The sequence below is a fragment of the Streptomyces sp. NPDC030809 genome (genome assembly GCF_055572195.1).
This window is the reverse complement of sequence record NZ_JBVIDV010000015.1, coordinates 17,423-41,365: the sequence shown is the minus strand read 5'-3', so window position 1 is coordinate 41,365 and position 23,943 is coordinate 17,423. Positions and strand designations below refer to the sequence as shown.

The window sequence follows — 23,943 nt, the reverse complement described above, 5'->3', positions numbered from 1 at the left end:
CACCCGCGCGGAGAAGGAGCGGTTGATGGACGCGACGAGTGCTCTCGACGGGGTGCTGGAGCAGGCGCACGCGGTACGGGTGAGCCCCGTGGACGGGTCCGGGGCGCCGGGCGGGATCACGGTGGGCCTCGCCGCTCCGGCGGAGTTGGCGCGGCTGCGGGCGGCGATGGCCGTGGAGGCGCTGCCCGGCTCCCACTGCATGTGCCTCGGGGACGTCCGCTTCGAGTTGCTCGACCGGGACGGCGGGCGGCTCGCCGTGGTCGTCCTGCACCACGGGGTGTCCCTGAGGTGGGGGCGATGGGACGGCGACGCGGTCCTGGCGGACGGCCGTCTGCTGCTGGACTGGCTCGCCGGGCACGGAATGCCGGGCCCGCGGGAGCGGTTCGAGGCCGACCGCGGACGGGACGACGAGGGGACGCGCCGCAGTTTCCTGCGCGAGGTCGAGCGGATCGTCAACGAGGTCGCCCAGGAGCGCCGGACGCTGGACGAGGGGACGGCCTGGTTCGCGGGCCTCGGACCGGCCCGCCGGGAGCAGGTGTTGGACGAGCTCGCCCGCTACGCGATGCAGGCCCACGTCACGGCCGCCGACGGCCGTAGCGGGGTGGCCCGTTCCGGGGTGAAGCCCACCGCCGATCCGGCCGTGATGATCTGCCTGGACCCGCCGCGGACGGGCTTCTCGGCTCTGCCCGCCGGGGAGCACGTATCGGCGTTCCGCGTGCTCGTGTCCGTGTTCGCGGTCGCCGACACCCGCCGCAGGGAGAACTCCTGCAAGGGCGCCTGCGGGCACGCGTGGCACAACCTGACCGGCTGACCTCCGGGCGGCGGCCGAGCCGCCGGGACGGGGTCGGTCCGAGCCGGGCCGGGCCGAAACGGGCCGGAACCGGGCCGAGTCGGGCCGGAACGGGCCGGGCCGTGCCGGAGGGCCGGGGCTACCGCGGCGGGAGGCCGTACGGGACTGCCCCTTCGGGGTCCAGGGCGTCCGCGCGGGAGCGGAGGGCGGTGGCGATCTCGTCCCAGGACGGCCCGTGCAGCTCCAGGTTGAGGGCCGCCTCCCGCATCAGCGCCGGGTCCTCGGGGCGCTGGAAGAGGGCCAGGCGGTAGGCGAGGTTGCGGACCCATACGGGGAGGAGGCCGTCGGCGCGGTGGGGGCAGAGCTCGCGCAGCATGGCGAGGATGTCCTCGGCGTCGGCGAAGGTCAGCTCCTCGGTGAAGAAGTGGACGGGGTGCTCGCGGATCGCGCACGGGGGCGTCGGGCCGTACTCGTCGCCCCAGATGCACCGGGCGTGGTCGGTCAGCGTGGCGTGCATGTGCATGCCCTGAACGTACGCGAACGCGGGCGGAAGCCGGGGCCCGGGCGGGGGGCCGCAGGGACGGTGGAGGCCGGGTGCCGGAGCCGGAGCCGGAGCCGGGGAAACCCGCGTGCTGCACGGCAGGGCCCTGACGTAGGTTCAGCCGTATGCGAGGAAGCGGCTGGTGGCCGTACCTGGAGGAGCGGACGCGGCGGGAGGTGGACGCCGAGGTGCTGCGCGACCGCCGGATCTCGGCCGTGAAGTCCGTCTGGGAGGCGCTGCGACCGCTGGGAGTGGGGCTCCACGAGGCGGAGCGGGTGGTCGAGGCCCGGTACGAGGTCCTCGGCGACCGGGTGCGGCGCGCGGCGCCCGATCCGCTCGACACTCCCGCACTCGCGGCGCGGGCCGCCGCCCTCCCGGGCCGGGTGCTGGCGGTGGAGGCGGTGTGGGACGGGGACACCGTGCACGACTGGTTCGTACTGCTCCTCGCGGTCCTGGCGGACCCGGACGGGGAGGGGCACTTGGCGACCGTGTACGGCCGCGCCGACGGCACCTCTCCCGGCCGGGCCGCCACCGAGGCCGGCCGGGCCCTCGCCGACCGCCTCCGCGTCCCGTTCCACTTCCCGTCTCCGGACGCTCCCGGGTACGAGGGCCCGCGCTGGCGCACCGTCCGGCCGCAGGCGGTGCCGGGGCGCGCACGATCCGCAGGAGCCACCGGGTCGGCCGGATCCGCCGACGGACGGAGGCGCGGCGCGCGGCGCGAGCGGTTGTGATCGGGCAGCGGGGAATCCGCGAGGCACATCGGTGGGAAGGGCCCGCCGGGCCGCGGGTTCAGGCGCGTGCCCACCGGTCCGGGCCGGTCCGGTACAGGACGCACCGGCGGAGGGGCCCCTCGGGCACGCTCGGGTCCTCGAAGTCGTCGGCCGGGTCGCGGGTCATGCCGATGCGGCGCATCACGGCGCGGGAGCGGACGTTGTCCGCGGTGGTCGAGGCGAGCACCTCCGGCAGTTCGAGGGTCCCGAAGGCGAACTCCAGGCAGGCCAGGGCGGCTTCGGTGGCGTAGCCGTTGCCCCATGCCGACCGCTTCAGCCGCCAGCCGACGTCCACCCCGGCGAAGGGCATTCCGGCGTCCACCTCGTCCAGACCGGCCCGACCGAGGAACTCGCCCGTCCGCCTCGATTCGAGCGCCCACCAGCCGAAGCCGCGCGCGTCGAAGCCGGCCCGCATCCCTGCCACCGCGGCGTCGCTCTGCTCGCGCGAGAGCAGCTCGCCGAGGTGGGCGCGGACCTCGGGGTCGGCGTTCATGGCGGCCCACGGCTCCAGGTCGGATTCCCGCCACCGGCGGAGCAGGAGGCGTTCGGTTCGCAGCTCTGGCATCCACCCAGCCAACCCGGCCGGAGCCGCGCTGTCGACAGGTTTTGTGCCCGCCGCGTCCGCTGCGCACGCCGTCAGTGGCCGCGCGGGGCGTACATGATGACGGCCATGCCGGCGAGGCAGATCAGAGCGCCGGCGATGTCGAAGCGGTCGGGGCGGTAGCCGTCGGCGACCATGCCCCAGGCGAGGGAACCGGCCACGAAGACTCCGCCGTACGCGGCGAGGATGCGGCCGAAGTTCTCGTCGGTCTGGAAGGTGGCCACCACCCCGTACAGGCCCAGGGCGAGGACTCCGGCGCCGACCCAGGCCCAGCCCTTGTGCTCGCGCAGGCCCTGCCAGACGAGCCAGGCACCGCCGATCTCGAACAGGGCGGCGACGGCGAACAGGGCTGCGGAACGGGCGACATTCATGCCGGCGACGCTACCCGCGGGCGGCGCCCGGTCCGCCCAACCGACCCGCCTCGCCCCGCTCTCACCCCGGGGCCGGGGCCCGGGCCGGGGCCGGGGCCGGGGCCCCGTCCGCCGCTCCGGACCGATTGTCAGTGGCGGGTGCGAGGATCAGAACATCAAGTCGGAGATCGGAAAAAGGGGATCCGCCATGTCCGGAAGCCAGAACTACATCAATCACGTCGCTCTCGTTCTGGACGCGAGTTCGTCCATGTCCCATCTGAGCGGCAAGGTCGTCGATGTGGCGGACCAGCAGATTTCCTACCTGGCCCGCCGGTCGCAGGAACTCGACCAGGAAACCCGTGTCACGGTCTACGTTTTCGCGGACACGGTCGAGTGCGTCATCTACGACAAGGACGTGCTGCGGATGCCGTCCCTGAAGCAGCTGTACCGGCCCGGCGGAATGACGGCCCTGATGGCGGCCACCCTGAAGTCCCAGCGGGAACTCGCCCAGACGGCCCAGCTCTACGGCGACCACAGCTTCCTGACGTTCGTTCTGACGGACGGGCAGGAGAACGCAAGCCACCGCTGCCCGGACGCCAAGGGCAAGAACCCGCGCCAGCTGGTGCAGGCCGTGGCCTCGATGATCGAGACCCAGGAGGACAACTGGACCCTGGCCGTGCTCGTGCCGGACCAGATGGGCAAGCGCGAGGCCGTGCAGTGCGGATTCCCGAAGGACAACGTCGCCATTTGGGACGCCACCAGCACGCAGGGTCTGGAAGAGGCCGGACAGGTGATCCAGGAGGCCACCGAGAAATTCATGGTGGGCCGCACCAAGGGAATCCGCGGATCCCGTGCCGTGTTTTCCACCGGCGCCGACGCAGTGAACACGGAAACCATCAAGGCGGCCGGTCTCACCCCGGCCGATCCCTCGGCCTACCAGCTCATTCCGGTGGCGCGTGAGGCCGCCATCCGGGAATGGGTCGTGGAATCCGGGCACACCTACCGCACGGGTTGTGCGTACTACCAGCTGAGCAAGTCGGAGAAGGTCCAGGCGCGCAAGCAGATCGCGGTGCTGGAGAAGAAGACGGACCGGGTGTACACGGGGCCGGAGGCCCGGGCGCTGCTCGGCCTGCCGGACGCCGAGGTCCGCGTCAAGCCGGACCACAACGACGAGTTCACCATCTTCGTGCAGAGCACCAGCGTGAACCGCAAGCTCGTGCCGAGCACGCGGCTGCTGCTCATGACCTGATCCCGTGCCGTCCGAACCCTTGCCGCGGCGACCTGCCTCGCCAATGATGCTGCGGGCGCGTCGGGGCGGGCGCGGCACAGCGCCGCGTCCGCCGGTGAGTCCTGCCGTGACCGATCGCCCCGTCCTGCGTTCATGACGCCCACTCAGGAGGCCCGCCTTGGGGACCCGGACCAGTCAGCGCATGCGGAGAGCGGCCGCCGTCACCGGGGCCGCGTTCGCCCTCGTCCTCGCCCTTCCGTACACGGCCTTCGCGGCCCCGCCTCCGGCCCTGCCGGGCAACGCGTCGAGCCTGGAGTCGACGTTCCAGCCGGCGTACGACTACGACACGGACGGCTGCTACCCGACACCGGCCATCGGGTCGAACGGGGAGCTGAACGGCGGCCTGAAGCCGACGGGGGCGCTCAACGGCAACTGCCGCGACGCCTCGGACCTGGCGAACACGAACGGCTACTCCCGCGCGGCCTGCAACAACGGCTGGTGCGCGGTGGTGTACGCCTTGTACTTCGAGAAGGACCAGGCGCTCTCCGGGATCAGCCTCGGGGGGCACCGCCACGACTGGGAGCACGTGGTGGTGTGGAGCCAGGGCGGCGAGGCGAAGTACGTGTCCACCTCGGCGCACGGGGACTTCACCGTCCACGCGCGCGATCAGATCCGCTGGGACGGCACCCACCCCAAGATCGTCTACCACAAGGACGGCATCGGCACCCACTGCTTCCGGGCGGCGAACCCCAACGACGAGCCGCCGGAGAACCACCGCGGAACCTGGCAGTTCCCCACGCTCGTCGGCTGGGACGGCTACCCCGCGGGGCTGCGCGACAAGCTCGCCCAGGCAGATTTCGGCAGTGCGCACTTCGGCCTGCGCGAGGACTCCTTCGCCTCCCACCTGGCGAAGGCGAAGCCGGCGGGGATTCCCTTCGACCCGTACGCGTGACGTGACGGGGCGGGCGGCGGCCGGCAGTACCGTCCGTCGCCCGCCCCGCCTGACCGGGCGACCGCCGGACTGTGCTTCACGGGCAACCGGGTCATCATGGCGGTAGGGCAGTACGCGGTACGCCCGAGCCACCCCGGAGGCGAGTCGCACACATGGACGAATCACGCAGAGCCTGGGTCACGACGGGGTTCGTGGTCGCAGTGATCCTGCTGGACCTCTTGGCCATCATCCTCATGAACGTCCTCTGACCGCGGAGCGGGGGCGGACCCGTCGGGAGACCGGGGCCGCCCTCCGTCCGCAGACCGGGTCCCTCCGCACACCAGGCCCCTCCGCAGACCGGGTCCGTCCGGAGGCCCGGCCCGGCCCCGCGCCCGGAGGGCCCTCACACCCCGGACAGGTCGATGCGGAACATTCCGCGGCCGTGGGTCACGCAGACCAGGGTCTCGTCCATCCAGAACAGGTCGTCGACCGAGCAGTTGGCCGGTCCCTCGTTCGTCGGCGACCAGTTCGTGCCCGCGTCCTCGCTGGCGAACAGGCCCACCTCCGTGCCGCAGTACAGGAAGGCGGTCCGCCGCGGGTGCACCGCCACCGCCCGTACGGGGGCCGCGGGCAGCGTGGCGGACAGGTCCGTCCACTGCGCACCCCCGTCCTGCGTCACCCACAGGTTTCCCGCCTCGAAGCCGCCGAAGGACACGTACGCCGTGTCCGGGTCCTCCGGGTGGGCGGTGATGCACGCGCAGTAGCGCTGGGGGCGCAGCGGGCTCGGGCCCATCACCCCGACCCGCTCCCAGACCGGCGTCACGGCGGTGCCGTTCACCGTACGGAAGAGCAGGCCGTCCAGGTGCCCCACCCAGATGACGTCGGAGTCGGCCGGGGACACCGCGATCGCGCTGATCTCCGAGCCGGCGGGCGGCTTGACCGACCTCCAGGTGGGGCCGGAGGTCCGGGTGTTCGGGGTCCGCGCGTCGTTCGTCCGCCACAGGGACATGCCTCCCCCGAGCAGCCGCTGCGGTTCCCGCGGGTCCATCACGAACGGGGCGATGAACAGCGCCTGCTGGTTCATGGCATCGGGAATGCGGAACGGCAGGGGCTTCCAGTCCCAGTCGGGGATCGCGGGGTTCCAGAACTGCCCGCTGATGTACCGGTCGGGGTCGTTGGTCGTGCCGCCGTCGGTGTTGCGGTGGATGTTCAGGAAGACGTATTCCCCGTAGAAGATGTCGGGCTCCTCCGGGTCCACGGCGCACCAGCCGCCGTCACCGCCCTGGAACTCGGTCCAGCCTTCGGTGCCCGTCGCCGGGTCGAAGCAGAGGGTGCCGTTGTCCTGCGCACCGCCGATGATCTTGCCGGTGGCGGTGCTGCCGGCGCCTCCGAAGAACTGGGTGACCCCGTAGTTGTTGACCAGCTCGGTCCAGCCCCGGACGAAGGGCGGCTCCGCCTCCGTGCCCACCTCCGCCAGGTCCTCGGCCTTGAACACCCCGCCGTCGTTGCCGAAGAAGACGGTCCGGTTCCGCACCCCGTCGTAGGAGGGGTGCGAGACGATGGTGTGCTGGTCGGCGTGTGCCGATTCGGGGTGCCACCAGGTGCTGATCTCGGCCAGGTGGTCGCCCCCGTCGGTGCTGCGCCACAGGTCGACCCCGCCCGTGAGGACCAGGTTCGCATCGGTCGGGTCCCCCGCCCAGATCGTGTTGCCGTACCAGCCCTGGTCGCCGAGGTAGTCGGCGATCCGGCCGCTCGGGTCGAGGGTCTTCGTCACCCGGTACGTCAGTCCGCCGTCTTCGGACCGCCAGATGCGGCCGGTCTTGGCCTGCACCGAGGCGTACACGATGTCCGGGTCGTGCACCGCGTACGCGAGTTCCACGCGCCCGGACCACTGGCCGTGCGCGGCGGGCCGCCAGGTGAGCCCGCCGTCCCGGCTGGCCCAGGCCGCGCCCGCGCGCCGGGCGCCCGCGACCGCCCGGGAGCTGTCCCCCGGGTCGAAGGCGACGTATCCGACGGGAACGTCCAGCACCTCGGTCCACACGGCCCGCGCCAGATCGGTGCTGCGGAACAGGCCGGACTCGGTGGCCGCGAGGAGGACCTCGCCCGAGGCGGACACGGCGATGCGGTTGACGGCGCGGAAGTCGGCGTTCTGGGTGGCCGGGAGCGGGTGCCAGGAGGCGCCGTCGGTGGTGCGGAAGATGCCGTTGCCGCGGAGGGCGTCCATGTTCTGGAAGCCCTCGCCGGTGCCGGCGTACAGCGTGTCCGGGTCGGCGGGGTCGATCGCCAGGCAGGCGCAGGCGAGGTTGGCGAGGAAGTCGTCGACCGGCGCCCACTGCCCGCCCCCGTCCCCGGTGTGCCACACGCCGCCGCCGGCGCTCGCGGCCCACATCCGGTCCGGCTGGGCCGGGTGCACGACGATGCCGCGGGTGCGGCCGCCGATGTTCCCGGGGCCGAGCCACTCCCACCGGGGCCGGGCCAGCCCGGCGGTCCGCTCGATGCGGCCCGGGTGGCCGGGGCGGCCCGCGGCGTGCCGGCCCGTCGGAACCCCGGCCGTCTCCGGGGGCGGGGCCGTCGCCCGGGCCAGGGAACGCCTCTGCTCGCGCGCCGTCCCCCGGGCGTGCTCGGGGACCCGGCCGTCGTCCCCGCGTTCCTGTACGAGCCGGAACCGCGCCCGCGCGGTGGGCAGGTCGGGGTAGTTCAGGCGGCGCAGGGCCTTGCGGACCGACGCGGCGGGCAGCTCCTTGAGCGACTCGTTCGTCACCCCGCGGGTCTCGCGCAGCAGCCTCACCTGCTCCACGCTGATGTCCTTGGCCTGGGCGATTTCCTCGTCCGAGACAGCCATGTCCGCCTCCTGGTGTCGCGGGGCCGCTGCGGGCCGTTCACGTCGGGTCGGGCCGGTGGGTGCGCCCCCGCTAGGGCCGGAGCCGGTGCGGACGGCTCGGGGTGGCCGGGTCGGAGGCGTCGAGCACCACCTCCCAGAGCACGGAGGCGGTACGGGGGTCCGTGGCACGGAGGACGACGACCTCGGGCGTTTCGGCGCCGGTGCCGGTGCCGGTGGTGGTGGCTGGGGTGCCGGTGCCGGTGCCGGTGGTGGTGGCTGGGGTGCCGGTGCTGGTGCCGGTGCCGGTGGTGGTGGCTGGGGTGCCGGTACCGGTGCCGGTGGCGGCGGGGGTGCCGGTGGTGACAGTGGGGGTACCGGTTCCGTCCGGCTCCGGTGGGGCCGGGTGCACCGCCAGTTCCATGCCGAGCTCGCCGGCCCGGCCGTACTCGACCACGTCGGGGGCACCGGAGGCGGGGACGGGCGCCGGCGACCCGGCCGCCGGCTCGGCCTCCGGATCCGGGTCCGCGGCCGGCGCCGCCGCAGCGGGCAGCGCATCCACGCGGGGAACCGTCACGTCGACGCGCAGCAGCCCCTGCGCCGCACGCGCGGCCGCACCGTCCCGGCCGCCCGTGATCTCGGGCCCCGGAGGTGCACCTCCGCGGTACAGCGCCCGGGCGGTCCACGGGAGCAGCACCGGGTTCCGATCCGTCCCCGTGCCGAGCGTGAACTCCGGGCCGTCGTCCAGGCGCGGGCGCACCCAGTCGGGCAGGTCCACGCGCGCCGAGGTCCACCGTCCGCCTCCCGTACCCGCGTCGATCAGCTCGACGACGGGAAGGTTCGGCGCGTCCTGCGCCCCCGGGACACCCACCCGCAAGGCCACCACCGTCCCCGCAACCAGCGCACACGGCCGCAGTCCCGTGCCGTACCGCCACACCACCGCACCGGTGTCCAGATCCAGTGCGACGAGTGTGCCCCGGCGGTCGTGCACGACCGCCCGCCGCCCGGGCACATCGGCGACTCCGCGTGGGATCCTGGCCATCCGGCCGCTCCGGCAGACGTGCCCCGGCTCCGAGCCGGAGCTCACGTCCAGCGTCTCCCGCCCCCGGGGCGGCGGCAACCGGGGGCCGGGCCGGGCCATCGCCCACCCGCTCCCGGCCACCGGCCGCCCGCTCCCGGCTACCGGCCGCCCGCTCCCGGCTACCGGCCGCCCGCTCCCGGCTACCGGCCGCCCGCCCCCGCCGCCCGGGCCCCGTCCGGGCGGCGGAGCATGGCCAGGCGGCTCGCCGTGCGGTCCAGGTCGCGGGTGAGGGCCCGGTCGGCAGGAAGGGTGGCCAGGGGGTCGGAGCCGATGAGGACCAGGCGTACGTCCCGGTCGCAGGCGACGTCCACGAGGTTCGCGAACCTCTGCCGCCCGTCCGCGGAAGCGTCGGCCAGCGGCGGTACGCCGTCCAGGACGAGCGTGGTGAACCGTTCCGCCAGTGCCAGGTAGTCGGGGACCGCCGTCGCCGTCTCGCACAGCGCGTCGAAGCCGAACCAGACCAGGTCCCCGCGTACCGCACGGGCCGGCAGCTCCCGCAGGTGGGCGGGGGCGGCGGCGGCCTCCGCGGGCGCCGGTGCGGTGAGGCCGGCCGCCTCCAGCGCGGCGCCGTCCGGGGCCAGGCACAGGCCCGTCGCGAACCGGCGCCCGCCGCCGCCCGCCGGGTCCCGGCGGAAGTCCACCGGCCCCGAGACGTCCAGGACCTCCATCCGCTCCTCTATGAGCGTGATCGTCGGCTCGAACAGGTGGTGGTAGAGCGGGTCCGGCATCAGTCCGGCGGGCGGGTAGTTGGAGGTGGTGACCAGGGTGATCCGGCGGTCGAGCAGGGTCCGGAAGAGGCGTGCGATGAGCATCGCGTCACCCGCGTCGTGGGCGTGGAACTCGTCGAAGACCAGGACCCGGCTGTCCCCGATCAGGTCGTCGAGGGCGCTGTCGACGGCGCTCTGCCCGTCGCGGCGGGCGGCCGGGCCGGTCACCCCGTCGTGCAGCCGCCGGAAGAAGTCGTGGAAGTGCAGGCGGCGCTTGCGCCCGTCGGGCAGCCCCTCGTAGAAGGTGTCCACCAGCCAGCTCTTGCCGCGTCCGACCGGTCCCCACACGTACAGGTCGCGCGGCCGCTTGGGGAAGGTCCATGCGGGCCGGGCCAGTTCGGCCGCGAGGCGGGCCAGCCGCTCGACGGCGGGCTCCTGTTCGGGGGCGATGGCGAAGCCGCGCTGCGCCGCGGCCTCGTGGAAGTGGCGGCGCATGGCCTGATCGTGCTGGTACACCGGAGCAGCTCATCCGTTCATGTGGTCGGTTGGGTGAGGGCGGCGGAGCCGGTCGGTCACTCGGGTGCGGGGGCCGCGGCCGCCGTGACGTCCACCGTCCCGCGGCCGCCGTCCACCCGGATCCTGTCCCCCGTCCGGATCCGCGTCGTGGCGTTCCCGCATCCGACCACGGCCGGAATGCCGAGCTCCCGCGCCACGATGGAGGCGTGCGAGAGGTTCGCGCCCACGTCCGTGACGATCGCCGAGATGCGCGTGAACAGCGGTGTCCAGCCGACGTTGGTCACCGTGGTCACCAGGATCTCGCCCGGCCGGACGGACTCGCCCTCCTCGACGGTGGCGACGACCCGGGCGATGCCCTCCGCCACGCCGCCGGACGCGGGCGAGCCGGCGACCGTGTCCGCGGCGGGCGCCGTGTGGTGCGCGTCGTACAGGTCGGCCCGCCGGTCCGGGTCGGCGGCCCAGGCGGCGGGGTCGAACTCGCCCCGGATCAGCGTGGGGTAGACGGGGAGCGCGCGGTAGCCCTCGTACGCGGCGCGGCGGGCCGCCACGGCGGCGAGCGGAGCCCGGTCGCCGCCGAGCACGGCGAGGATCTCCTCGCGGGACAGGAAGAACAGGTCCTCGCCCGCCCCGCTCAGCTCGCCGGCGCGCAGGACGAACGTGCGCAGCAGCCAGAAGACGCGGGCGACCTCGGTACGCGCGGCCTCCCGCAGCCGCGCCGAGGCCACCCAGCCGTCCAGCGCGGCGCGGATGCCCGCCACCCGGCGGGGGTGGGCGGCTGCCAGCCGGTTCCAGGCCTCGGTGCGGGCCGCGTTCTGGCGGGCGAGCCGCAGCTCCGCGTCCTCCTCGACCGTGCCGAGCGCGGCGAGCTGCCGGTCGAGCCACTGCGCGTCCTCGGCGGGCCGCGGGAGGGACACCTCGAACTCGTGCGGGCTGCGGTGGCCGTACGTACGGAGGTAGGTCGCGCGGTCGGTCTCGCCGCGGGCGAGCCGTTCCAGGCCGAGCAGGGGTCCCATGCTGGCGAGCCGGCCCTCGTCGCCGAGGCCGGTGGTGAGCAGGTCGGCGTCCTGTGCGCCCACCAGGGCTTCCAGGGTGCCGCGCACCTTGACGAGGGAGTCGCCGTCCCCGCGGGTGGCGGCCTGGAGCATGTGGCAGCAGCGGCGGAAGTACGGGGCCACCTGCACCTCCCACAGGGCCGACAGGGCCGCCGCGCTCTCCGCGGCGCAGACCCGGGCCCGCAGTTCCTCGCAGCGTGCGGGCGCCTCGTCCAGGAAGGCGGGCAGCTGCTTGCCGTTGGCGCGGATCCGGCTCATCACCGCGAGGGCCTCGCCGAGGGTGTCCCGCCAGACCTTCAGCCGGGACGCGGGGAGGAGGGGGATGTCCATGCCCTCCGGGAGGCGGCCGAAGACCAGTTCGTTGGCCCGGGCGAACTTCCGGCCCTGCCCGAACGCGGCCGCGAGGGTGGCCGTGACGCTGAGGTTCATGTAGAAGCGGCCGCCGATGTTCCCGTACATGGGGCGCCCTTCCAGGTGGGCGCCGACCATCACGTCGCCCATGAACGCCTTGACGAAGGACCAGGTGGCGGGGGTCATCACGTCCGGGACGGCCTCGCCCAGGTTGGCGCTGGTCCAGAGGGAGTCGGTGCCGGTGCTGTCGTTCCACACCTCGGGGCGGGGTGCCGGGGTGGTGGTGATCGGGCGCGCTTGCAGGATGCGGAAGGAGCCCGCCTCGCGCGCCCACTCCACGTCGCGCGGCTCCCCGTGGAGCTCCTCGACCGCGAGGCCGAGCCGGGCGAGTTCCGCGGCCTGTGCGGGGGTGAGGACCGGGGCCGTGCGCAGATCGGCGGGGACCGGCCGTTCGGCGGTGCCCTCGGCGGTCGGTACGGTCATCACCTCCTTGGCGGCGATACGTTCCTCCACGACGGCCAGGCTCGCCCGGTCGAGAACCAGGGTGTCGGGGGTGACCAGCCCGCTGACCACCGCTTCGCCCAGCCCCCAGGCCGCGTTGACCACGAGCCGGTCGGTCCGTCCGCCGAGCGGGTCCACGGTGAACATCACCCCGGCGGCGTCGGCGGCCACCAGCTCCTGCACGACCACGGCCGACGAGACCTCCTCGTGAGCGATGCCCGCCCTGGCCCGGTAGGCGAGGGTCCGATCGGTCCACAGGGAGGCCCAGCAGCGCCGGACGGCGGCCAGCAGCTCGGCCTCGCCGGTGATGTTCAGGTACGTGTCCTGCTGGCCGGCGAAGGACAGGTCCGGAAGGTCCTCCGCGGTGGCCGAGGAGCGTACGGCGACCGGGCGCGCGCCGTCGCCGAGTTCCGCGTACGCCTGCACGACCGCCCGTTCCACGGCGGCGGGCAGCGGACCCTCCGCGAACAGCGCCCGGATGCGGGCCCCCGTCCCCGGCTCCACCCCGCCCTCCGTACCGCCGGTGCCGGCAGCAGAGGCTGCGGCGAGCTCCTCCCGGATCCGGTCGGCCACCCCGGTCGAGGTCACGAACTCCCGGTACGCGGCGGTCGTCACGTGGAACCCGCCGGGCACCGGCAGTCCCGCGCGGGCGAGCTCGGAGAGCGCCGCCCCCTTGCCGCCCGCCGTCCCCAGCGTCGCCGCGGCGGCATCCAACGACAGCACGAAGTCCATGCCCTGATCCCCCAACTCGGCGCCCGAGAAAGGATCATGATGACACCGTCCCGACCCCGTGAACAGATCTCCACCCCCGAGGCCCCCGGCCGACGCACCCCACCACCGCCACCGCCCGGGGCCCCGGCCCCCAGCACATCATCCGCGGTCACGAGGTCCGCCGGATCGTCGTCGGCCCGCAGGGCGTCGCCCGGCACGGTGTCCTGGCTGAACGGGTGTCGCCTGCACGGACGCTACGAGCGCAAGGCCGAACACTTCCTGGCCTTCGTCGGCATCGCCGGCATGGTCATCCGCTACCACCGGTGCAGTACAACCGCCCTGGAGGTGGTTGGCTAGGCTCCGGATCATGTGGAGACAGGCAGCGACAGCAATCTTTCCCGGCGTGGGCTTCCGGGAACCGGCCCAGGCATCCGATCTCGTCGCGGCGGAGACGCGACTCAGGCGAACGCTGCCGGCAGAGCTTCGGCAATTGCTCCTCGAAAGCAACGGGGTAATCGGGCACACTCACGTGGACACCGTCTGGCCCATCGGTCAGATCGTCGAGAGGAACCTGCTCTTCTGGTCCGACCGGACGTTCGCGCAGCTCTACATGACGTTCGACGCCTTCCTCTTCTTCGGGGACAACGGAGGAGGCGACCAGTTCGCCTTCGTACAGAAGCCCGAGCGTCCCGACATCTTCGTCTGGGAGCACGAGAGCGACAGTCGTCGGTGGGTCGCCAACAACCTGCAGGACTACATCGGCCGTTCGCTCCAAGCCGATGGCGACGACTGGTATCAGTTGTAACGCGGCCGGCCTCCGATCATGAGCCGACACCAACCAAGACACCGTCTTGTTGGCGTCGGCATCGCGCCCGAGGTGGAGAAGGCGGCCGGGGAACACCACCTGGGCAGGCTCAAGGACGCGTTCGTCCTCAGCCGGTTCCTCATCTCACGGCTGCCGAAAAAGCGCCTGCACGCGTTCGAGCGGCACCTACCAGGACCCCGAGCACGACCGGACGGCCGACCGGGACCAGTGGCAGCTGCGCTACGCCGACCTGGGCCCGCTCGCCAACCGCCAGGTCGCCACGGTCCTCCTCCCGGGGGCCCGGCACGCCCTCGCCCGCGGCGAATCCGTCGACTTCGGCATCGCCCACATGGCAGACGCGACGATGACACTCACGCAGACCGGGATGCTGGTCGGCACACCCGCCTACATGGCCCCCGAGCAGCTGGAGGGCCGGCCGCCGACCACGCCCTGGGGCGCTCGGGGCCGTATCCCAGGGCGGTGCGGCCGGGACCGGCCGGATGCCCGCACCGCCGCAGGCCCGCGCGACCGCCGCGAGGACGCTCGTCCAGTCGGCCGGGACGGAGCCCTCCCTCTCGGTTCCCCGCCTGGTTCCGGAGCCGGCAGAGCCGTGGCTCAAGGCTGCCCTGCTGCGGGCATAAGGCTGCTACGTCATCAATACCGTGCTCCTCAGCACCGGCTGCCCGGTCCTGTGGCGGGTGGCGCCGGACCGGCGGCGCAACTGACGTGACGGCCCGCAGGAACCGTCGGGGTCCCGTTCCGCGTCCGGTCTTTTCATGATCATCTCACTTGCCGCCCTCGTACCCCTCCTCGCGCTCGGCTGTCTCGTCCTGCTCGTGCTGCGGGCGGTGGCGGCGGTGCGGCAGCGGTCGGCGGGGCCGGTGGTGAGCGCCGGGGCGTGCCTCATGGTCGCCTTCGTGGGGCTGGTCTGCGGGGCGGTGGCGTTCGTGTCCGGCCACCTGACGGGGTTCGACCCCACCGACCCGGGGTCGATCTGCAACGGCCGGGTGAGCCGGATGTTCCGGGACCCGTCCGTGCCCGAGGCGCACCTCGTCACCCGCTCCGTACTGCCGGTGTCCATGGTCTGCGAGGACTACCCCGGGGACCCGGACGCGACCGAGCAGGTGCCCGGGTGGGTCAACCCGACCGTCTTCACCGGCGCCGGGCTGGCCCTCACCGGCACGGCCGTGGCACCGTTCGCCGGCAGGCTGCGCCGCCGCCTGCGGGCATGACCGGGCCGGGTCCGTACGGGCAAGGCCCGGCCGGTACCCGTACGGGCGCGACCCGGCCGGTACCCGTACGGGCGCGACCCGGCCGGTATCCCCGGAACCCGCGGCGAGGCCGCGGACCCGCGATGAGCCTCCGTCAGACAGCGCGGGTTGCGGCACGTTCCAGGCGGAGATGCACGGCCGGCCACCTCGACGGCGCGGAAGGCGAGGGCGGGTTCCCCCGCCTTCCGACGGCACACCGGGCCCTCTCGGATCACCGCTCTCCCCCGCCCCTCCCGTCTCCCCCACCCCGAAGCCGAAAACAAGCCACACCAGGGGGTGTTGTTTCAGCCGCGCACGGCGTAGCGTGACCGCACCACCCGAAGGGGCCGGCGTCTCCCACCCGCTCTCCCCAGCGCCGGCCGGCGACGGCTCCGCCGCCCTCCCCCGCGCGGCGGGCCGTCGCCATCCCCCTCTTCCCTCTCCCCTCTTCAGCTCTCGGGTCGTCAGGCCCCTGTGCGGCCACGGAGTACGCCACCCGGCCACCCGGCCACCCCCGTACCCCGCACCCCGACCCGTGTCGGCGGACGCCGTGTTCCGCGTGGACCGGGGACCGGGCGGGTACGGGTACCGGCCGGGGCCCAGCGCGGGTGGGGCGGCGGGGAGGATGGCTGTGGGCAGGCTTCGGGGAGTGGCGACCGGGGTGCTCGTCGTGGCCGGGGCCGTCGCAGCGGCGGTCGTGGGGCTGGTCGCCGGGGTGGCGGGCGGATCCGCGCACTGGCCGGGCCCCCTGGACTGGCTGCGGCGCAATCCCTGGACGGCGACCCTCGTGTTCGTGCTCGCCGGCGCGGTGGTCTCGGTGCTCCTGACGCGGCTGGCCGCGGCCCCCGCCGCGGGAGCCGAAGAGCCGCCCCCGCCGTCGGCCCCGCCCGTGCCGGAATGGGTGGTGGACCGCGAGCAGGCTCGGCGGGCCGCCGCAGCGGTGCGCGGGCGGCGGCGCAGGACGGTCGGGATCACCACCGGGCTCCAGGGGGCCGGCGGGTTCGGGAAGACGGTGCTGGCCCGCTCGGTCTGCGCCGACCCGCAGGTACGGCGCGAGTTCCGCGACCGGGTGTTCATGGTGACGGTGGGCCAGGACGTGCGGGGGCGGGCGGCGATCGCCGGAAAGGTCGCCGAGGTCACCCGGCTGATCACGGGCGACACCACCGCGTTCGAGGACCCCGACCTGGCCGGCCAGCACCTCGGCCGCCGCCTGGACCGGCTGCCGCGGACCCTGCTGGTGCTGGACGACGTGTGGACGCACGAGCAGATGGCCCCGTTCCTGCACGGCGGCAGCGGGTGCGTACGGCTGGTCACCACACGGGTGCCGGCCGTCCTGCCCGACGGGGCCGGGACCGTACGGGTCGTGGTCGACGAGATGTCCCCCGCCCAGGCCCGCCGCGTCCTCACCCACGAACTGCCCGGTCTGGACGGCCGTACGGTGGCCGGACTGCTGGATGCCACCGGCCGCTGGCCGCTCCTGCTGCGCATCACCAACCGGCTCATCACCGCCGAGGTCGCCACCGGGATGGATCCCGGCGCGGCCGCCGCAGACGTACTGGAACGGCTGCACGCCCATGGGCCCGCAGCCAACGATCCGCACGAGGCGGGCGTCCTCGACGCCGGGGATCCGCAGCAGCGCGAGAAGTCGGCGGCGGCGACCTTGGAGGCGGCGCTGCGGCTGCTGCCGCCCGCGGGCCGCGAGCGCTTCGCCGAGCTGGGGGTGTTCGCCGAGGACGAGGCCGTACCGCTGTCCCTGGTCGCCGGCCTCTGGCAGCACACCGGCGGGCTGACCTTCGCCCGGTCCCGGGCCCTGATCCGGGAACTGGACAGCCTGAGCCTGCTGTCCTCGCTCGACAACGCGGCCGGGGGTTCGGTGACCCTCCACGACGTGGTACGCGACTACCTGCGGCACAGCCTGCTCGGCCCCGAGCGGATGAGGGCCGTGCACGCCGTCGTGGCCGACACGGCCGCCGCCGACCTGCCGCTCGCGCCGCCCCTGGCCGCGTGGACGGGATCCCCGGGCGGGGACCCGGGCGGGGACCCGGGCGCACGCGGAGCCGGCCGGGCCGGGGCGGCGGAGGCGGAGGCCGGGCCCGCAGGGGCGGCCACCGCGTGGTGGGCGCTGCCCGACGGCTACCTCGCCGACCACATCACCGGCCACCTCGTCGGCGCCGGCCGCATCCCCGAGGCCGAGGCCCTCGCCGGTGACATCCGCTGGGTGGAAGCACGCCTGCACCGCCGCGGCCCGACCGCGCCCTGGCGCGACCTGACCCGCGTGCCCACCGCCCGGGCCGCACGCATGGCCCGCGACCTGGCCCGTACGGCCCACCTGCTCGCGCCCACCGAGCCCGCCGACGCCCTCACCGCGGTCCTGCACAGCCGCCTCCAGGGCCTCCCCGACTGGGCGGAGCAGACCGGCCTGCGCCAAGGACAGCTCCCCGGGCCGCGGCTGACCAACGCGTGGCCGCCGCCGGACCTGCCGGACCCGGCGCTGGAGCGCACCCTGCTCGGGCACGTGGGGGAGGTCCGCGCGGTCGCGGTCCCTGCCGACGGCACGTGGCTGGTCAGTGCGGACGAGAGCGGATCCGTGCACGTCTGGGACCGGGCCACCCACACCCGCACCGCCCGGCTGGACGTGGGGAACGGGCAGGTGCGCGCGCTGGCGGTCGCCCCCGACGGCACCTGGCTCGCCATCGGACTCCGCGACGGACGGGTGCAGCTCTGGGACTGCGCCACCCGCACGCGCACCGCCGAATTCCGCGTCCACGCCTGGGAGGTGAGTGCCGTGGCCGTCTCCCCCGACGGGACCTGGCTGGTCACGGCGGGGGACAACGGGGCGGTGTGGATCCGGGAGCGGAGCGGGCATCCGCGCCCCCTCCCGCTCACCGGCCACCTCGGGCTGGTACGGGCGGTGGCGGTCGCCCCCGACGGCACCTGGCTCGCCTCGGCGGGCAACGACGGCACGGTGCGGATCTGGGACCGGGCCACCGGCGCCTGTACGGCCGTCCTCACCGGGCACGTGGGCCGCGTGGACTCGGTGGCGGTCTCCCCGGACGGGACCTGGCTCGCCAGCTCGGGCACCGACGGGCCGGTCCGGATCTGGGACCGGGCCACCGGGGCCTGCGTCCGGACGCTGTCCGACGGGTCCGCGGCCTCCCGGGCGCTGGCCGTCTCACCCGACGGCACCTGGCTCGCCGCGGCCGGAGCCGACGGCGCCGTCCGCGTCTGGGACCTGGTGGCCGGGACCTGCTCCGCCCGGCGCGGCCACCGCGCCGTCCGCGACGGCGCGAACGCGGTGGCGGTGTCCGCAGACGGCAGCTGGTTCGCCACTTCGGGCAGCGACGGGGCCGTGCAGATCTGGGACCGCGGCGCGATCGGGCCGGGGCGCGTCTCGACCACGGCCACCCTCGCCCTCGCACCCGACGCCACCTGGTTCGCCACCGCGGGCGGCGCCGGGACCGTGAACCTCTGCGAGGTGCACGCGGTCCCGGGGAGGCTGAAGGTGTTCCCCGGAAGCCCGTGGACGAGGCCGCCCCTGGTGGCGCTCTCCCTGCACGGTACGCGGCTGGCCGTAGCCGACGGGGAGCGGGCGATCAGGGTCTGGGACACGGTCACCGGCAGCCCGGCCGGTGAGGTCCACGGGGCCTTCAACTGGCTCCGGGCACTGGCCCTCTCGCCCGACGGGACCCGGCTCGCGGCCACCGACGACGCGTTCGGGCGGGTCTGGGACCTGGCCACGGGTACCCCGGTGCCCATCGGCCAGACCACCTCCGGGTCGAAGGCGCTGGCGTTCTCCCCGGACGGCACCTGGCTCGCCACCGCCGGCAGCACGGTGGCCATCCACGATCTGGACACCGACATGCGGTTCCCCTCCCCCGGCAGTGAGGCGAGGGGGGCCACCACGGTGGCGGTCTCCTCGGACGGCCTCCTGCTCGCCGCCGGCGACGAGGAAGGAGCGGTCCGGATCTGGGAGCGGTCCCGCCGGACGTACACGGCACCGCTGACCGGCCACACCGGACCGGTGACGGCCGTGGCCTTCTCACCCGACGGCACCCGCCTCGCCACCGCCGACGGCGAGGGCACGCTGCGGATCTGGGAGACGGCGGGCTCCGGTCTGCTGACCGTGCTCCGGACGGCGGGCGGACTGACCTCCTGCGCGTGGACCCCGGACGGCCGGCGTATCGCAGCCGGCGGCGAATGGGGCTTCCACCTCTACGAGTTCCGGCCGTGACGGCGGCCGGGTGCCGGTCACAGCTGCCAGTACGTGCCGCTCCGGGAGTCCACGTGCACGAGGTGCCGGCCGACGCGCACCACGTGGTGGTCCGGACCGGACCAGGACCCGGTGCCCTCCTCGCCGTCCTCGCCGTCCTCGCCGAGCGGCAGGGGGGTCCAGACCTCCAGGAAGGTGCTGCCGTCCGTGTTGGTGCCCCATTCGACGAGGTCGGCGCCCTCCCGGCGGAAGGTGCCGGTGTCCTCGCCCGGTTCGCCCGTCAGGTGGTGGAAGTGCACGCTGCCGTCCTCGTACGAGGTGACGCCCGCGAAACCGCGGCTGTCGGCGAAGTACGGTCCGGCCTGGAGCCAGACCACCTCGGCCCCGGGCCGGTCCGCGACCAGGGGGCCGCCGTTCCGGCTGATCCCGCGCCGCAGCCAGGCGGAGGGCTCGGGGACCGGGATGCCGGGGCCGCCGGGGGCCGGGGAGGCGGCCGGGTGCCCGTCGGGGGCGTCGGCCGCGGGCTCAGCCACCGGTGCCGCCGCCGTCCGCGGCCGTGTCCTCCGTCGCCGTGTCGTCCGTCGCCGTGTCCTCCGTCGCCGTGTCGTCCACGGCCACCAGCGAGAGTTCGATGTTCCCGCGTACCGCCTGGGAGTACGGGCAGACCGCGTCCGCCCGGTGCAGCAGCGGCAGCAGGTCCGCCGCCCGCCAGCCCGGGAGGGAGACGGTGAGGCCGACCGCGAGGCCGTAGCCGGCAGGGGTGTCGGTGGTGCCGAGCTGCACCTCGCAGGCGACACGGGCGGCTGCCGCGTCCGCGCCGAACTCTGCGGCCACCTCGGCCAGCGCGGAGGTGAAGCAGGCGGCGAACCCGGCGGCGAAGAGCTGCTCGGGGTTGGTCGTACCGGGCACCTTCTTGCGCGGCGGGGCCAGCCTGACGTCCAGCCGGCCGTCGTCGGTGACGACCGATCCGGTGCGGCCCCCGCTGGCGTGCGCGGTGGTCCGGTAGAGGGTGCGGGTGAGCGGTACGGTCATCGGTCCGGCCCATCTGTGCGACGAGGGAACGCTGCCCGGGTGCGGACAGCGGTCGGCGCCTGCCGGTGGGACAGCGCGCCTGGGCGCGTCGTCGTGCGTAACCGGGTACGGCGCATCTCGTCCGGGGCCCGGGACCGGGCCGCCGCACAATCTAGCAACCCGCCCCGGCCCACCGGGACCGCGCCGCGCGGTGACCCTCCTCACGACGGTTCCCGCGCGGGGCCCGGGCTGCCCCGCCCCGGGGTCCCGGGACCCGCGCCGGGGGCCTCGTACGGGTCAGCCGTTGGCCGTGACCAGCAGGGTGCGGGCCGGTTCGGTGCCGGAGAGGCGGCAGCGGTGCGGGACCTCGCCGCGGTGGTGGGCGCTCTGGCCCGCCGTCAGGGTCAGCGGCTCCTCGCCTTCGACCTCCAGGACCACCGCGCCCGACAGCACGTACAGGAAGTCCTCGCCGGGGTGCCGGAACCAGCCGCGCTCGCCCGCGCCGGGCTCGAAGTGGTGCTCGTAGGCCTCCATCAGGCCGCTGCGGCCGCCCGGGATGAGCACGCGGGCGATCTGGCCGGCGGCCTCGCTGACCCGGATGACCTGGGGGTCGCTCTCGTGGCTGACGGTGCCGGGGCGGTCCGGGGGCCGCAGGAAGGTGCCGGGGGTGACGTCCAGGGCTTCGGCGATCCGGTAGATGGAACTGAGGCTGGGGGTGGCCAGGCCGCGTTCGAGCTGGCTGAGGAAGGGCTGCGAGAGGCCCGAGCGGGCGGCGAGTGCGGCCATGGCGACCCCGCGCTGCTTGCGGCAGGCGCGGATCACCCGACCGACCTCGATGGCTTCGGGGGTGGGTTCGGGGCGGGACACGTTCGTGAAATTACCTCATCTTCCGGGGCCGCCCGGAGGGCGCCGGAACGTTTCGTACTGCTGCAACACGCTGTTCATAGACCTCGTCAATTATTGACCTCACTTATCGAGGCACTGATCGAGGTACCGATCGAGGCACGGAGCGAGGCAGCCGCTTGTCGGCCCTCCTCGGCCTCCTGCTTCACCTTCCGAACGAGGAGTTCCCGTGCACACCACCCCCTCCCCGCCGGGCCCCGCGGCCCTGGGCCGGCTCGGACCCGCCCTGGGTGCGGCCGCCGCCGCGCTCGCGCTGTGGTACCTCCTGGCCCGGTCGGGCGTGGTGGCCCCGGGGCTGCTGCCCACCCCGGCCCAGACCCTGTCCGCCCTGGCCGAGGGCGCCCGCGACGGCACCCTCGCCGGCGACCTGGCCGCCAGCCTGGCCCGGGCCGGGCAGGGGTTCGCGCTGGGGGCCCTGCTCGGCTCCGCGCTCGGCTTCGCCACCGGCTACCTGCCGCGGCTGTCGGCCGCGGTGACCCCGCTGGTGTCCTTCCTGCGGCCGATCCCGGCGATCGCCCTGGTGCCGCTGGCCACCGCCTGGTTCGGCATCGGCGAGACCGCGAAGCGGCTGCTGATCGCGTACGCGGTCCTGCTCGCGGTGTGGCTCTACGTGCACGACGGGGTCTCGCGGGTGCCGGCGACCCACCTGCGGGCGGCCCGGAGCCTGGGCGCCTCGCTGCCCCGGCGGTTCGCCGAGGTGCTGCTGCCCGCGGCCGCCCCGGCGCTGCTGGCGGCACTGCGGTACGGGGCCTCGGTGGCCCTGCTGGCGCTGGTGGCCGCCGAACTCGGCGGGGCGGACGCCGGATTGGCGTACCGGCTCCAGGTGGACGGCCAGTTCCTGCGGGTGGACCGGATGTTCGCCGGGCTGCTGGTCCTGGGACTCCTCGGGGTGGCCGTGGACCTGCTGCTGGCCGCGGCCGGCCGCCGGCTCGCGCACTGGGAGGCCTCATGAGCCGCCCGGTGCACGTCGAGGGCCTGTCGGTCGCGTACGGCGGCTCCCGGCGCCGGCCGGCCGCGCCGGTCCTGGAGCACACCGACCTGGAACTGCCCGCGGGTTCGTTCACGGCCCTGCTGGGTCCGAGCGGCTGCGGCAAGTCCACGGTGCTGGGCGCGGTGGCGGGCTTCGTGAAGCCCGCGGCGGGACGGGTCACGGTGGCCGGGGCCCCGGTGACCGGCCCGGGGCCGGACCGCGGTGTGGTGTTCCAGCAGTACGCGCTGTTCCCGTGGCGCACCGCCCGCGGCAACGTGGAGTTCGCCCTCAAGCGGCTCGGCCTCGGCCGGGCCGAACGGCGCCGGCGCGCGCTGGCCGCACTGGCCGAGGTGGGGCTCGCCGAGGGGGCCGAGAAGTACCCCGGCCAGCTCTCCGGCGGCATGCAGCAGCGGGTGGCACTGGCCCGGGCGCTCGCCGCGGAGCCCGAAGTGCTGCTGCTGGACGAGCCGTTCGGTGCGCTGGACGCGCTGACCCGGGCCCGTATGCAGGAGTTGCTGCGCCGGCTGTGGCAACGCACCGGGCTCACGGTGCTGTTCGTCACCCACGACATCGACGAGGCGCTGGCGCTGGCCGAGCGGGTGGTGGTCCTGGGCGGCTCCCCCGGCCGGGTACTCGCCGACCATCCGGTCCCGGCCGGCCCGCCGGACCCGGAACTGCGCGCGCTGATCGCCTCCCGCCTGTCGGGCGAGCACGAGGCGGCCCCGCCCGCCTGAGCACGGGGCAGCCGGCCGCTGCTCCGACGCTCCTCCCCTCCCTCACTCCCTCACTCCCTCCCTCTCACCACCCCCGAAAGGAACGTTTCCCCATGCTCAGACCCCGTGTTCTCGCCGCCGCCGTGCTGGCCGCCGTACTCGCCTCGGTCGCCTCCGGCTGCTCTGCCGGGGGCGGGGACGGCGGCGGCACCGCGGCCGACGGCCGGACCGCCGTCACCCTCGCCACCAGCGACCACCTGGGCGGTGCACCCGTACACCTGGCGCAGGAGCGGCAGCTGTGGGCCGCCGAGAAGGTGGACGCCAGGATCACCGGCCTCGCCACCGGACGGGACGCCCTGAACGCCGTACTCGGCGGGCAGGCGCAGCTCGGTGTGGTGGGCGACCTGCCGGCCGTGACCGCCGCCCTCGGGGGCCGCGAGGTCCGGATCGTCGCCGAGCTGTCCCGGTTCTCCGACTGGCGGCTGCTGACCCGCACCGACCGCCACGTCTCCGGCTTCGCGGCGCTCAAGGGCCGCAAGGTGGGCGTGCCGCAGGGCACCAACGTGGAGTACGCGCTGTCGCGCATGCTCGGCTCGGCACGGCTCACCGCGGCGGACGTCACCGTCGTGAACCTCGCCCCCAACCAGGTCGCCGCCGCACTCGCCCGCGGGGACGTGGACGCGGGCGTCACCTTCCCCAGCTTCTACGACGCCGCCCGCACGGCCCTCGGCGAGCGCTACGCCGAGCTGCCGTTCACCGGGTACACGGCACGCACCCTCCTCGTCGCCGGACCGGCCGCCGGGGACGCGGGCACCACCGCCGTGCTGCGGACCCTGCTCCGCGCCCAGCGCGAGCTGGCCGCCGACCCCGCGCGGGCGCAGCGCGACGTGGTGGCGCAGTCGCACGGGGCGCTCCAGGCCTCGTACGCGGCCGCCTTCCAGCCCAAGTACACGTACGGGACGAACCTTTCACCCGCACTGCTGGACCAGCTGACGGCGGAGGCGGCCTGGGCGAAGGCGGCGCAGAAGCTGCCCGGGTCCGCGGACCGCGCCGCCCTGCGCACCCGCCTGCACACGGCCCCGCTGAAGGCCGCCGACCCGGCCGCGGTCACCCTGCCCTGACACCTCCCCTGC

At 74.7% G+C, this 23,943-nt stretch carries 21 protein-coding genes and 1 riboswitch; of the genes, 11 read left to right on the top strand and 10 right to left on the bottom strand.

The features are described 5' to 3' along the window. The first annotated feature begins 25 nt into the window (after positions 1-25). The gene (locus ACZ407_RS20530) at positions 26-811 is read left to right on the top strand and encodes a DUF5958 family protein (protein WP_468130144.1); all 786 of its coding nucleotides are present in this window, start codon (positions 26-28) and stop codon (positions 809-811) included. Between the two features lie 118 nt (positions 812-929). Here the strand turns inward: ACZ407_RS20530 and ACZ407_RS20525 are convergent, their stop codons facing one another. After that, positions 930-1,307 carry a hypothetical protein gene (locus ACZ407_RS20525; protein WP_468130436.1) on the bottom strand — a complete coding sequence of 126 codons (378 nt, stop codon included), beginning with the start codon at positions 1,305-1,307 and terminating at the stop codon, positions 930-932. A 149-nt stretch (positions 1,308-1,456) separates the two neighbouring features. Here ACZ407_RS20525 and ACZ407_RS20520 point away from each other — a divergent pair, with 149 nt between their 5' ends. Next, positions 1,457-2,062 carry a hypothetical protein gene (locus tag ACZ407_RS20520; protein ID WP_468130142.1) on the top strand — a complete coding sequence of 202 codons (606 nt, stop codon included), beginning with the start codon at positions 1,457-1,459 and terminating at the stop codon, positions 2,060-2,062. Between the two features lie 58 nt (positions 2,063-2,120). Here the strand turns inward: ACZ407_RS20520 and ACZ407_RS20515 are convergent, their stop codons facing one another. Both ACZ407_RS20515 and ACZ407_RS20510 read right to left on the bottom strand, forming a co-directional pair. Then, positions 2,121-2,666, bottom strand: a complete 546-nt coding sequence (locus ACZ407_RS20515) for a GNAT family N-acetyltransferase (protein WP_468130140.1) — start codon at positions 2,664-2,666, stop codon at positions 2,121-2,123. 71 nt (positions 2,667-2,737) lie between these two features. Beyond that, positions 2,738-3,073 (bottom strand): YnfA family protein, encoded by a 336-nt coding sequence (locus ACZ407_RS20510; RefSeq protein WP_468130138.1) that lies wholly within the window; start codon positions 3,071-3,073, stop codon positions 2,738-2,740. A 187-nt stretch (positions 3,074-3,260) separates the two neighbouring features. On the opposite strand from ACZ407_RS20510, the gene ACZ407_RS20505 reads away from it, so the two are divergent. Together ACZ407_RS20505 and ACZ407_RS20500 are read left to right on the top strand one after the other, a co-directional pair. Continuing rightward, the gene (locus ACZ407_RS20505; protein WP_468130136.1) at positions 3,261-4,301 is read left to right on the top strand and encodes a vWA domain-containing protein; all 1,041 of its coding nucleotides are present in this window, start codon (positions 3,261-3,263) and stop codon (positions 4,299-4,301) included. A gap of 181 nt (positions 4,302-4,482) precedes the next feature. Further along, complete coding sequence (locus ACZ407_RS20500) at positions 4,483-5,232, top strand: NPP1 family protein (RefSeq protein ID WP_468130134.1); 750 nt, start codon at positions 4,483-4,485, stop codon at positions 5,230-5,232. A gap of 382 nt (positions 5,233-5,614) precedes the next feature. Here ACZ407_RS20500 and ACZ407_RS20495 read toward each other — a convergent pair whose 3' ends face one another. The 4 genes from ACZ407_RS20495 to ACZ407_RS20480 all read right to left on the bottom strand — a co-directional run bounded on the left by ACZ407_RS20495 (position 5,615) and on the right by ACZ407_RS20480 (position 12,969). Then, complete coding sequence (locus ACZ407_RS20495) at positions 5,615-8,053, bottom strand: WD40/YVTN/BNR-like repeat-containing protein (protein ID WP_468130132.1); 2,439 nt, start codon at positions 8,051-8,053, stop codon at positions 5,615-5,617. A 70-nt stretch (positions 8,054-8,123) separates the two neighbouring features. After that, positions 8,124-9,071, bottom strand: coding sequence for a hypothetical protein (locus tag ACZ407_RS20490; RefSeq protein ID WP_468130130.1), 948 nt, complete (start codon positions 9,069-9,071; stop codon positions 8,124-8,126). 179 nt (positions 9,072-9,250) lie between these two features. Continuing rightward, positions 9,251-10,333 carry a cell division protein ZapE gene (gene zapE, locus ACZ407_RS20485; RefSeq protein ID WP_468130128.1) on the bottom strand — a complete coding sequence of 361 codons (1,083 nt, stop codon included), beginning with the start codon at positions 10,331-10,333 and terminating at the stop codon, positions 9,251-9,253. A 56-nt stretch (positions 10,334-10,389) separates the two neighbouring features. Next, complete coding sequence (locus ACZ407_RS20480) at positions 10,390-12,969, bottom strand: PEP/pyruvate-binding domain-containing protein (RefSeq protein WP_468130126.1); 2,580 nt, start codon at positions 12,967-12,969, stop codon at positions 10,390-10,392. A 198-nt stretch (positions 12,970-13,167) separates the two neighbouring features. On the opposite strand from ACZ407_RS20480, the gene ACZ407_RS20475 reads away from it, so the two are divergent. The 4 genes from ACZ407_RS20475 (at position 13,168) to ACZ407_RS20460 (ending at position 19,234) form a co-directional block, all read left to right on the top strand. Further along, positions 13,168-13,305 carry a hypothetical protein gene (locus tag ACZ407_RS20475; protein WP_468130453.1) on the top strand — a complete coding sequence of 46 codons (138 nt, stop codon included), beginning with the start codon at positions 13,168-13,170 and terminating at the stop codon, positions 13,303-13,305. Between the two features lie 10 nt (positions 13,306-13,315). Beyond that, positions 13,316-13,753 (top strand): SMI1/KNR4 family protein, encoded by a 438-nt coding sequence (locus ACZ407_RS20470; protein ID WP_468130124.1) that lies wholly within the window; start codon positions 13,316-13,318, stop codon positions 13,751-13,753. Positions 13,754-14,529: 776 nt separating this feature from the next. Next, on the top strand, positions 14,530-14,985 hold the full coding sequence (locus ACZ407_RS20465; protein ID WP_468130122.1) for a hypothetical protein: 456 nt from the start codon (positions 14,530-14,532) through the stop codon (positions 14,983-14,985). 667 nt (positions 14,986-15,652) lie between these two features. Next, positions 15,653-19,234, top strand: a complete 3,582-nt coding sequence (locus ACZ407_RS20460) for an NB-ARC domain-containing protein (RefSeq protein WP_468130120.1) — start codon at positions 15,653-15,655, stop codon at positions 19,232-19,234. 17 nt (positions 19,235-19,251) lie between these two features. Here the strand turns inward: ACZ407_RS20460 and ACZ407_RS20455 are convergent, their stop codons facing one another. The 3 genes from ACZ407_RS20455 to ACZ407_RS20445 all read right to left on the bottom strand — a co-directional run bounded on the left by ACZ407_RS20455 (position 19,252) and on the right by ACZ407_RS20445 (position 21,091). Further along, positions 19,252-19,746: a hypothetical protein gene (locus ACZ407_RS20455; protein WP_468130118.1), complete on the bottom strand. Its 495-nt coding sequence runs from the start codon at positions 19,744-19,746 to the stop codon at positions 19,252-19,254. Continuing rightward, complete coding sequence (locus ACZ407_RS20450; protein ID WP_468130116.1) at positions 19,739-20,245, bottom strand: Ohr family peroxiredoxin; 507 nt, start codon at positions 20,243-20,245, stop codon at positions 19,739-19,741. Before ACZ407_RS20450 ends, ACZ407_RS20455 begins: the two co-directional genes overlap by 8 nt. A gap of 82 nt (positions 20,246-20,327) precedes the next feature. Beyond that, positions 20,328-20,389, bottom strand: a riboswitch (guanidine-III (ykkC-III) riboswitch). A 132-nt stretch (positions 20,390-20,521) separates the two neighbouring features. Further along, positions 20,522-21,091 (bottom strand): helix-turn-helix domain-containing protein, encoded by a 570-nt coding sequence (locus ACZ407_RS20445; RefSeq protein ID WP_468130114.1) that lies wholly within the window; start codon positions 21,089-21,091, stop codon positions 20,522-20,524. A 205-nt stretch (positions 21,092-21,296) separates the two neighbouring features. Here ACZ407_RS20445 and ACZ407_RS20440 point away from each other — a divergent pair, with 205 nt between their 5' ends. The 3 genes from ACZ407_RS20440 to ACZ407_RS20430 all read left to right on the top strand — a co-directional run bounded on the left by ACZ407_RS20440 (position 21,297) and on the right by ACZ407_RS20430 (position 23,931). After that, positions 21,297-22,079: an ABC transporter permease gene (locus tag ACZ407_RS20440; RefSeq protein WP_468130112.1), complete on the top strand. Its 783-nt coding sequence runs from the start codon at positions 21,297-21,299 to the stop codon at positions 22,077-22,079. Beyond that, a complete protein-coding gene (locus tag ACZ407_RS20435) occupies positions 22,076-22,831 on the top strand; it encodes an ABC transporter ATP-binding protein (RefSeq protein ID WP_468130110.1) in 756 nt (251 codons plus the stop codon). The genes ACZ407_RS20440 and ACZ407_RS20435 overlap by 4 nt, the downstream gene beginning before the upstream one ends. A gap of 92 nt (positions 22,832-22,923) precedes the next feature. Next, positions 22,924-23,931: an ABC transporter substrate-binding protein gene (locus ACZ407_RS20430; protein ID WP_468130108.1), complete on the top strand. Its 1,008-nt coding sequence runs from the start codon at positions 22,924-22,926 to the stop codon at positions 23,929-23,931. The last annotated feature ends 12 nt before the right edge of the window (positions 23,932-23,943 follow it).

What these genes read in the sequence shown, in the direction of transcription:
- ACZ407_RS20530 (WP_468130144.1), top strand. Translation starts at nt 26, where the DNA reads ATGGACGCGACGAGTGCTCTCGACGGGGTGCTGGAGCAGGCGCACGCG.
- ACZ407_RS20525 (WP_468130436.1), bottom strand. Translation starts at nt 1,307, where the DNA reads ATGCACGCCACGCTGACCGACCACGCCCGGTGCATCTGGGGCGACGAG.
- ACZ407_RS20520 (WP_468130142.1), top strand. Translation starts at nt 1,457, where the DNA reads ATGCGAGGAAGCGGCTGGTGGCCGTACCTGGAGGAGCGGACGCGGCGG.
- ACZ407_RS20515 (WP_468130140.1), bottom strand. Translation starts at nt 2,666, where the DNA reads ATGCCAGAGCTGCGAACCGAACGCCTCCTGCTCCGCCGGTGGCGGGAA.
- ACZ407_RS20510 (WP_468130138.1), bottom strand. Translation starts at nt 3,073, where the DNA reads ATGAATGTCGCCCGTTCCGCAGCCCTGTTCGCCGTCGCCGCCCTGTTC.
- ACZ407_RS20505 (WP_468130136.1), top strand. Translation starts at nt 3,261, where the DNA reads ATGTCCGGAAGCCAGAACTACATCAATCACGTCGCTCTCGTTCTGGAC.
- ACZ407_RS20500 (WP_468130134.1), top strand. Translation starts at nt 4,483, where the DNA reads ATGCGGAGAGCGGCCGCCGTCACCGGGGCCGCGTTCGCCCTCGTCCTC.
- ACZ407_RS20495 (WP_468130132.1), bottom strand. Translation starts at nt 8,053, where the DNA reads ATGGCTGTCTCGGACGAGGAAATCGCCCAGGCCAAGGACATCAGCGTG.
- ACZ407_RS20490 (WP_468130130.1), bottom strand. Translation starts at nt 9,071, where the DNA reads ATGGCCAGGATCCCACGCGGAGTCGCCGATGTGCCCGGGCGGCGGGCG.
- ACZ407_RS20480 (WP_468130126.1), bottom strand. Translation starts at nt 12,969, where the DNA reads ATGGACTTCGTGCTGTCGTTGGATGCCGCCGCGGCGACGCTGGGGACG.
- ACZ407_RS20470 (WP_468130124.1), top strand. Translation starts at nt 13,316, where the DNA reads ATGTGGAGACAGGCAGCGACAGCAATCTTTCCCGGCGTGGGCTTCCGG.
- ACZ407_RS20465 (WP_468130122.1), top strand. Translation starts at nt 14,530, where the DNA reads ATGATCATCTCACTTGCCGCCCTCGTACCCCTCCTCGCGCTCGGCTGT.
- ACZ407_RS20450 (WP_468130116.1), bottom strand. Translation starts at nt 20,245, where the DNA reads ATGACCGTACCGCTCACCCGCACCCTCTACCGGACCACCGCGCACGCC.
- ACZ407_RS20435 (WP_468130110.1), top strand. Translation starts at nt 22,076, where the DNA reads ATGAGCCGCCCGGTGCACGTCGAGGGCCTGTCGGTCGCGTACGGCGGC.
- ACZ407_RS20430 (WP_468130108.1), top strand. Translation starts at nt 22,924, where the DNA reads ATGCTCAGACCCCGTGTTCTCGCCGCCGCCGTGCTGGCCGCCGTACTC.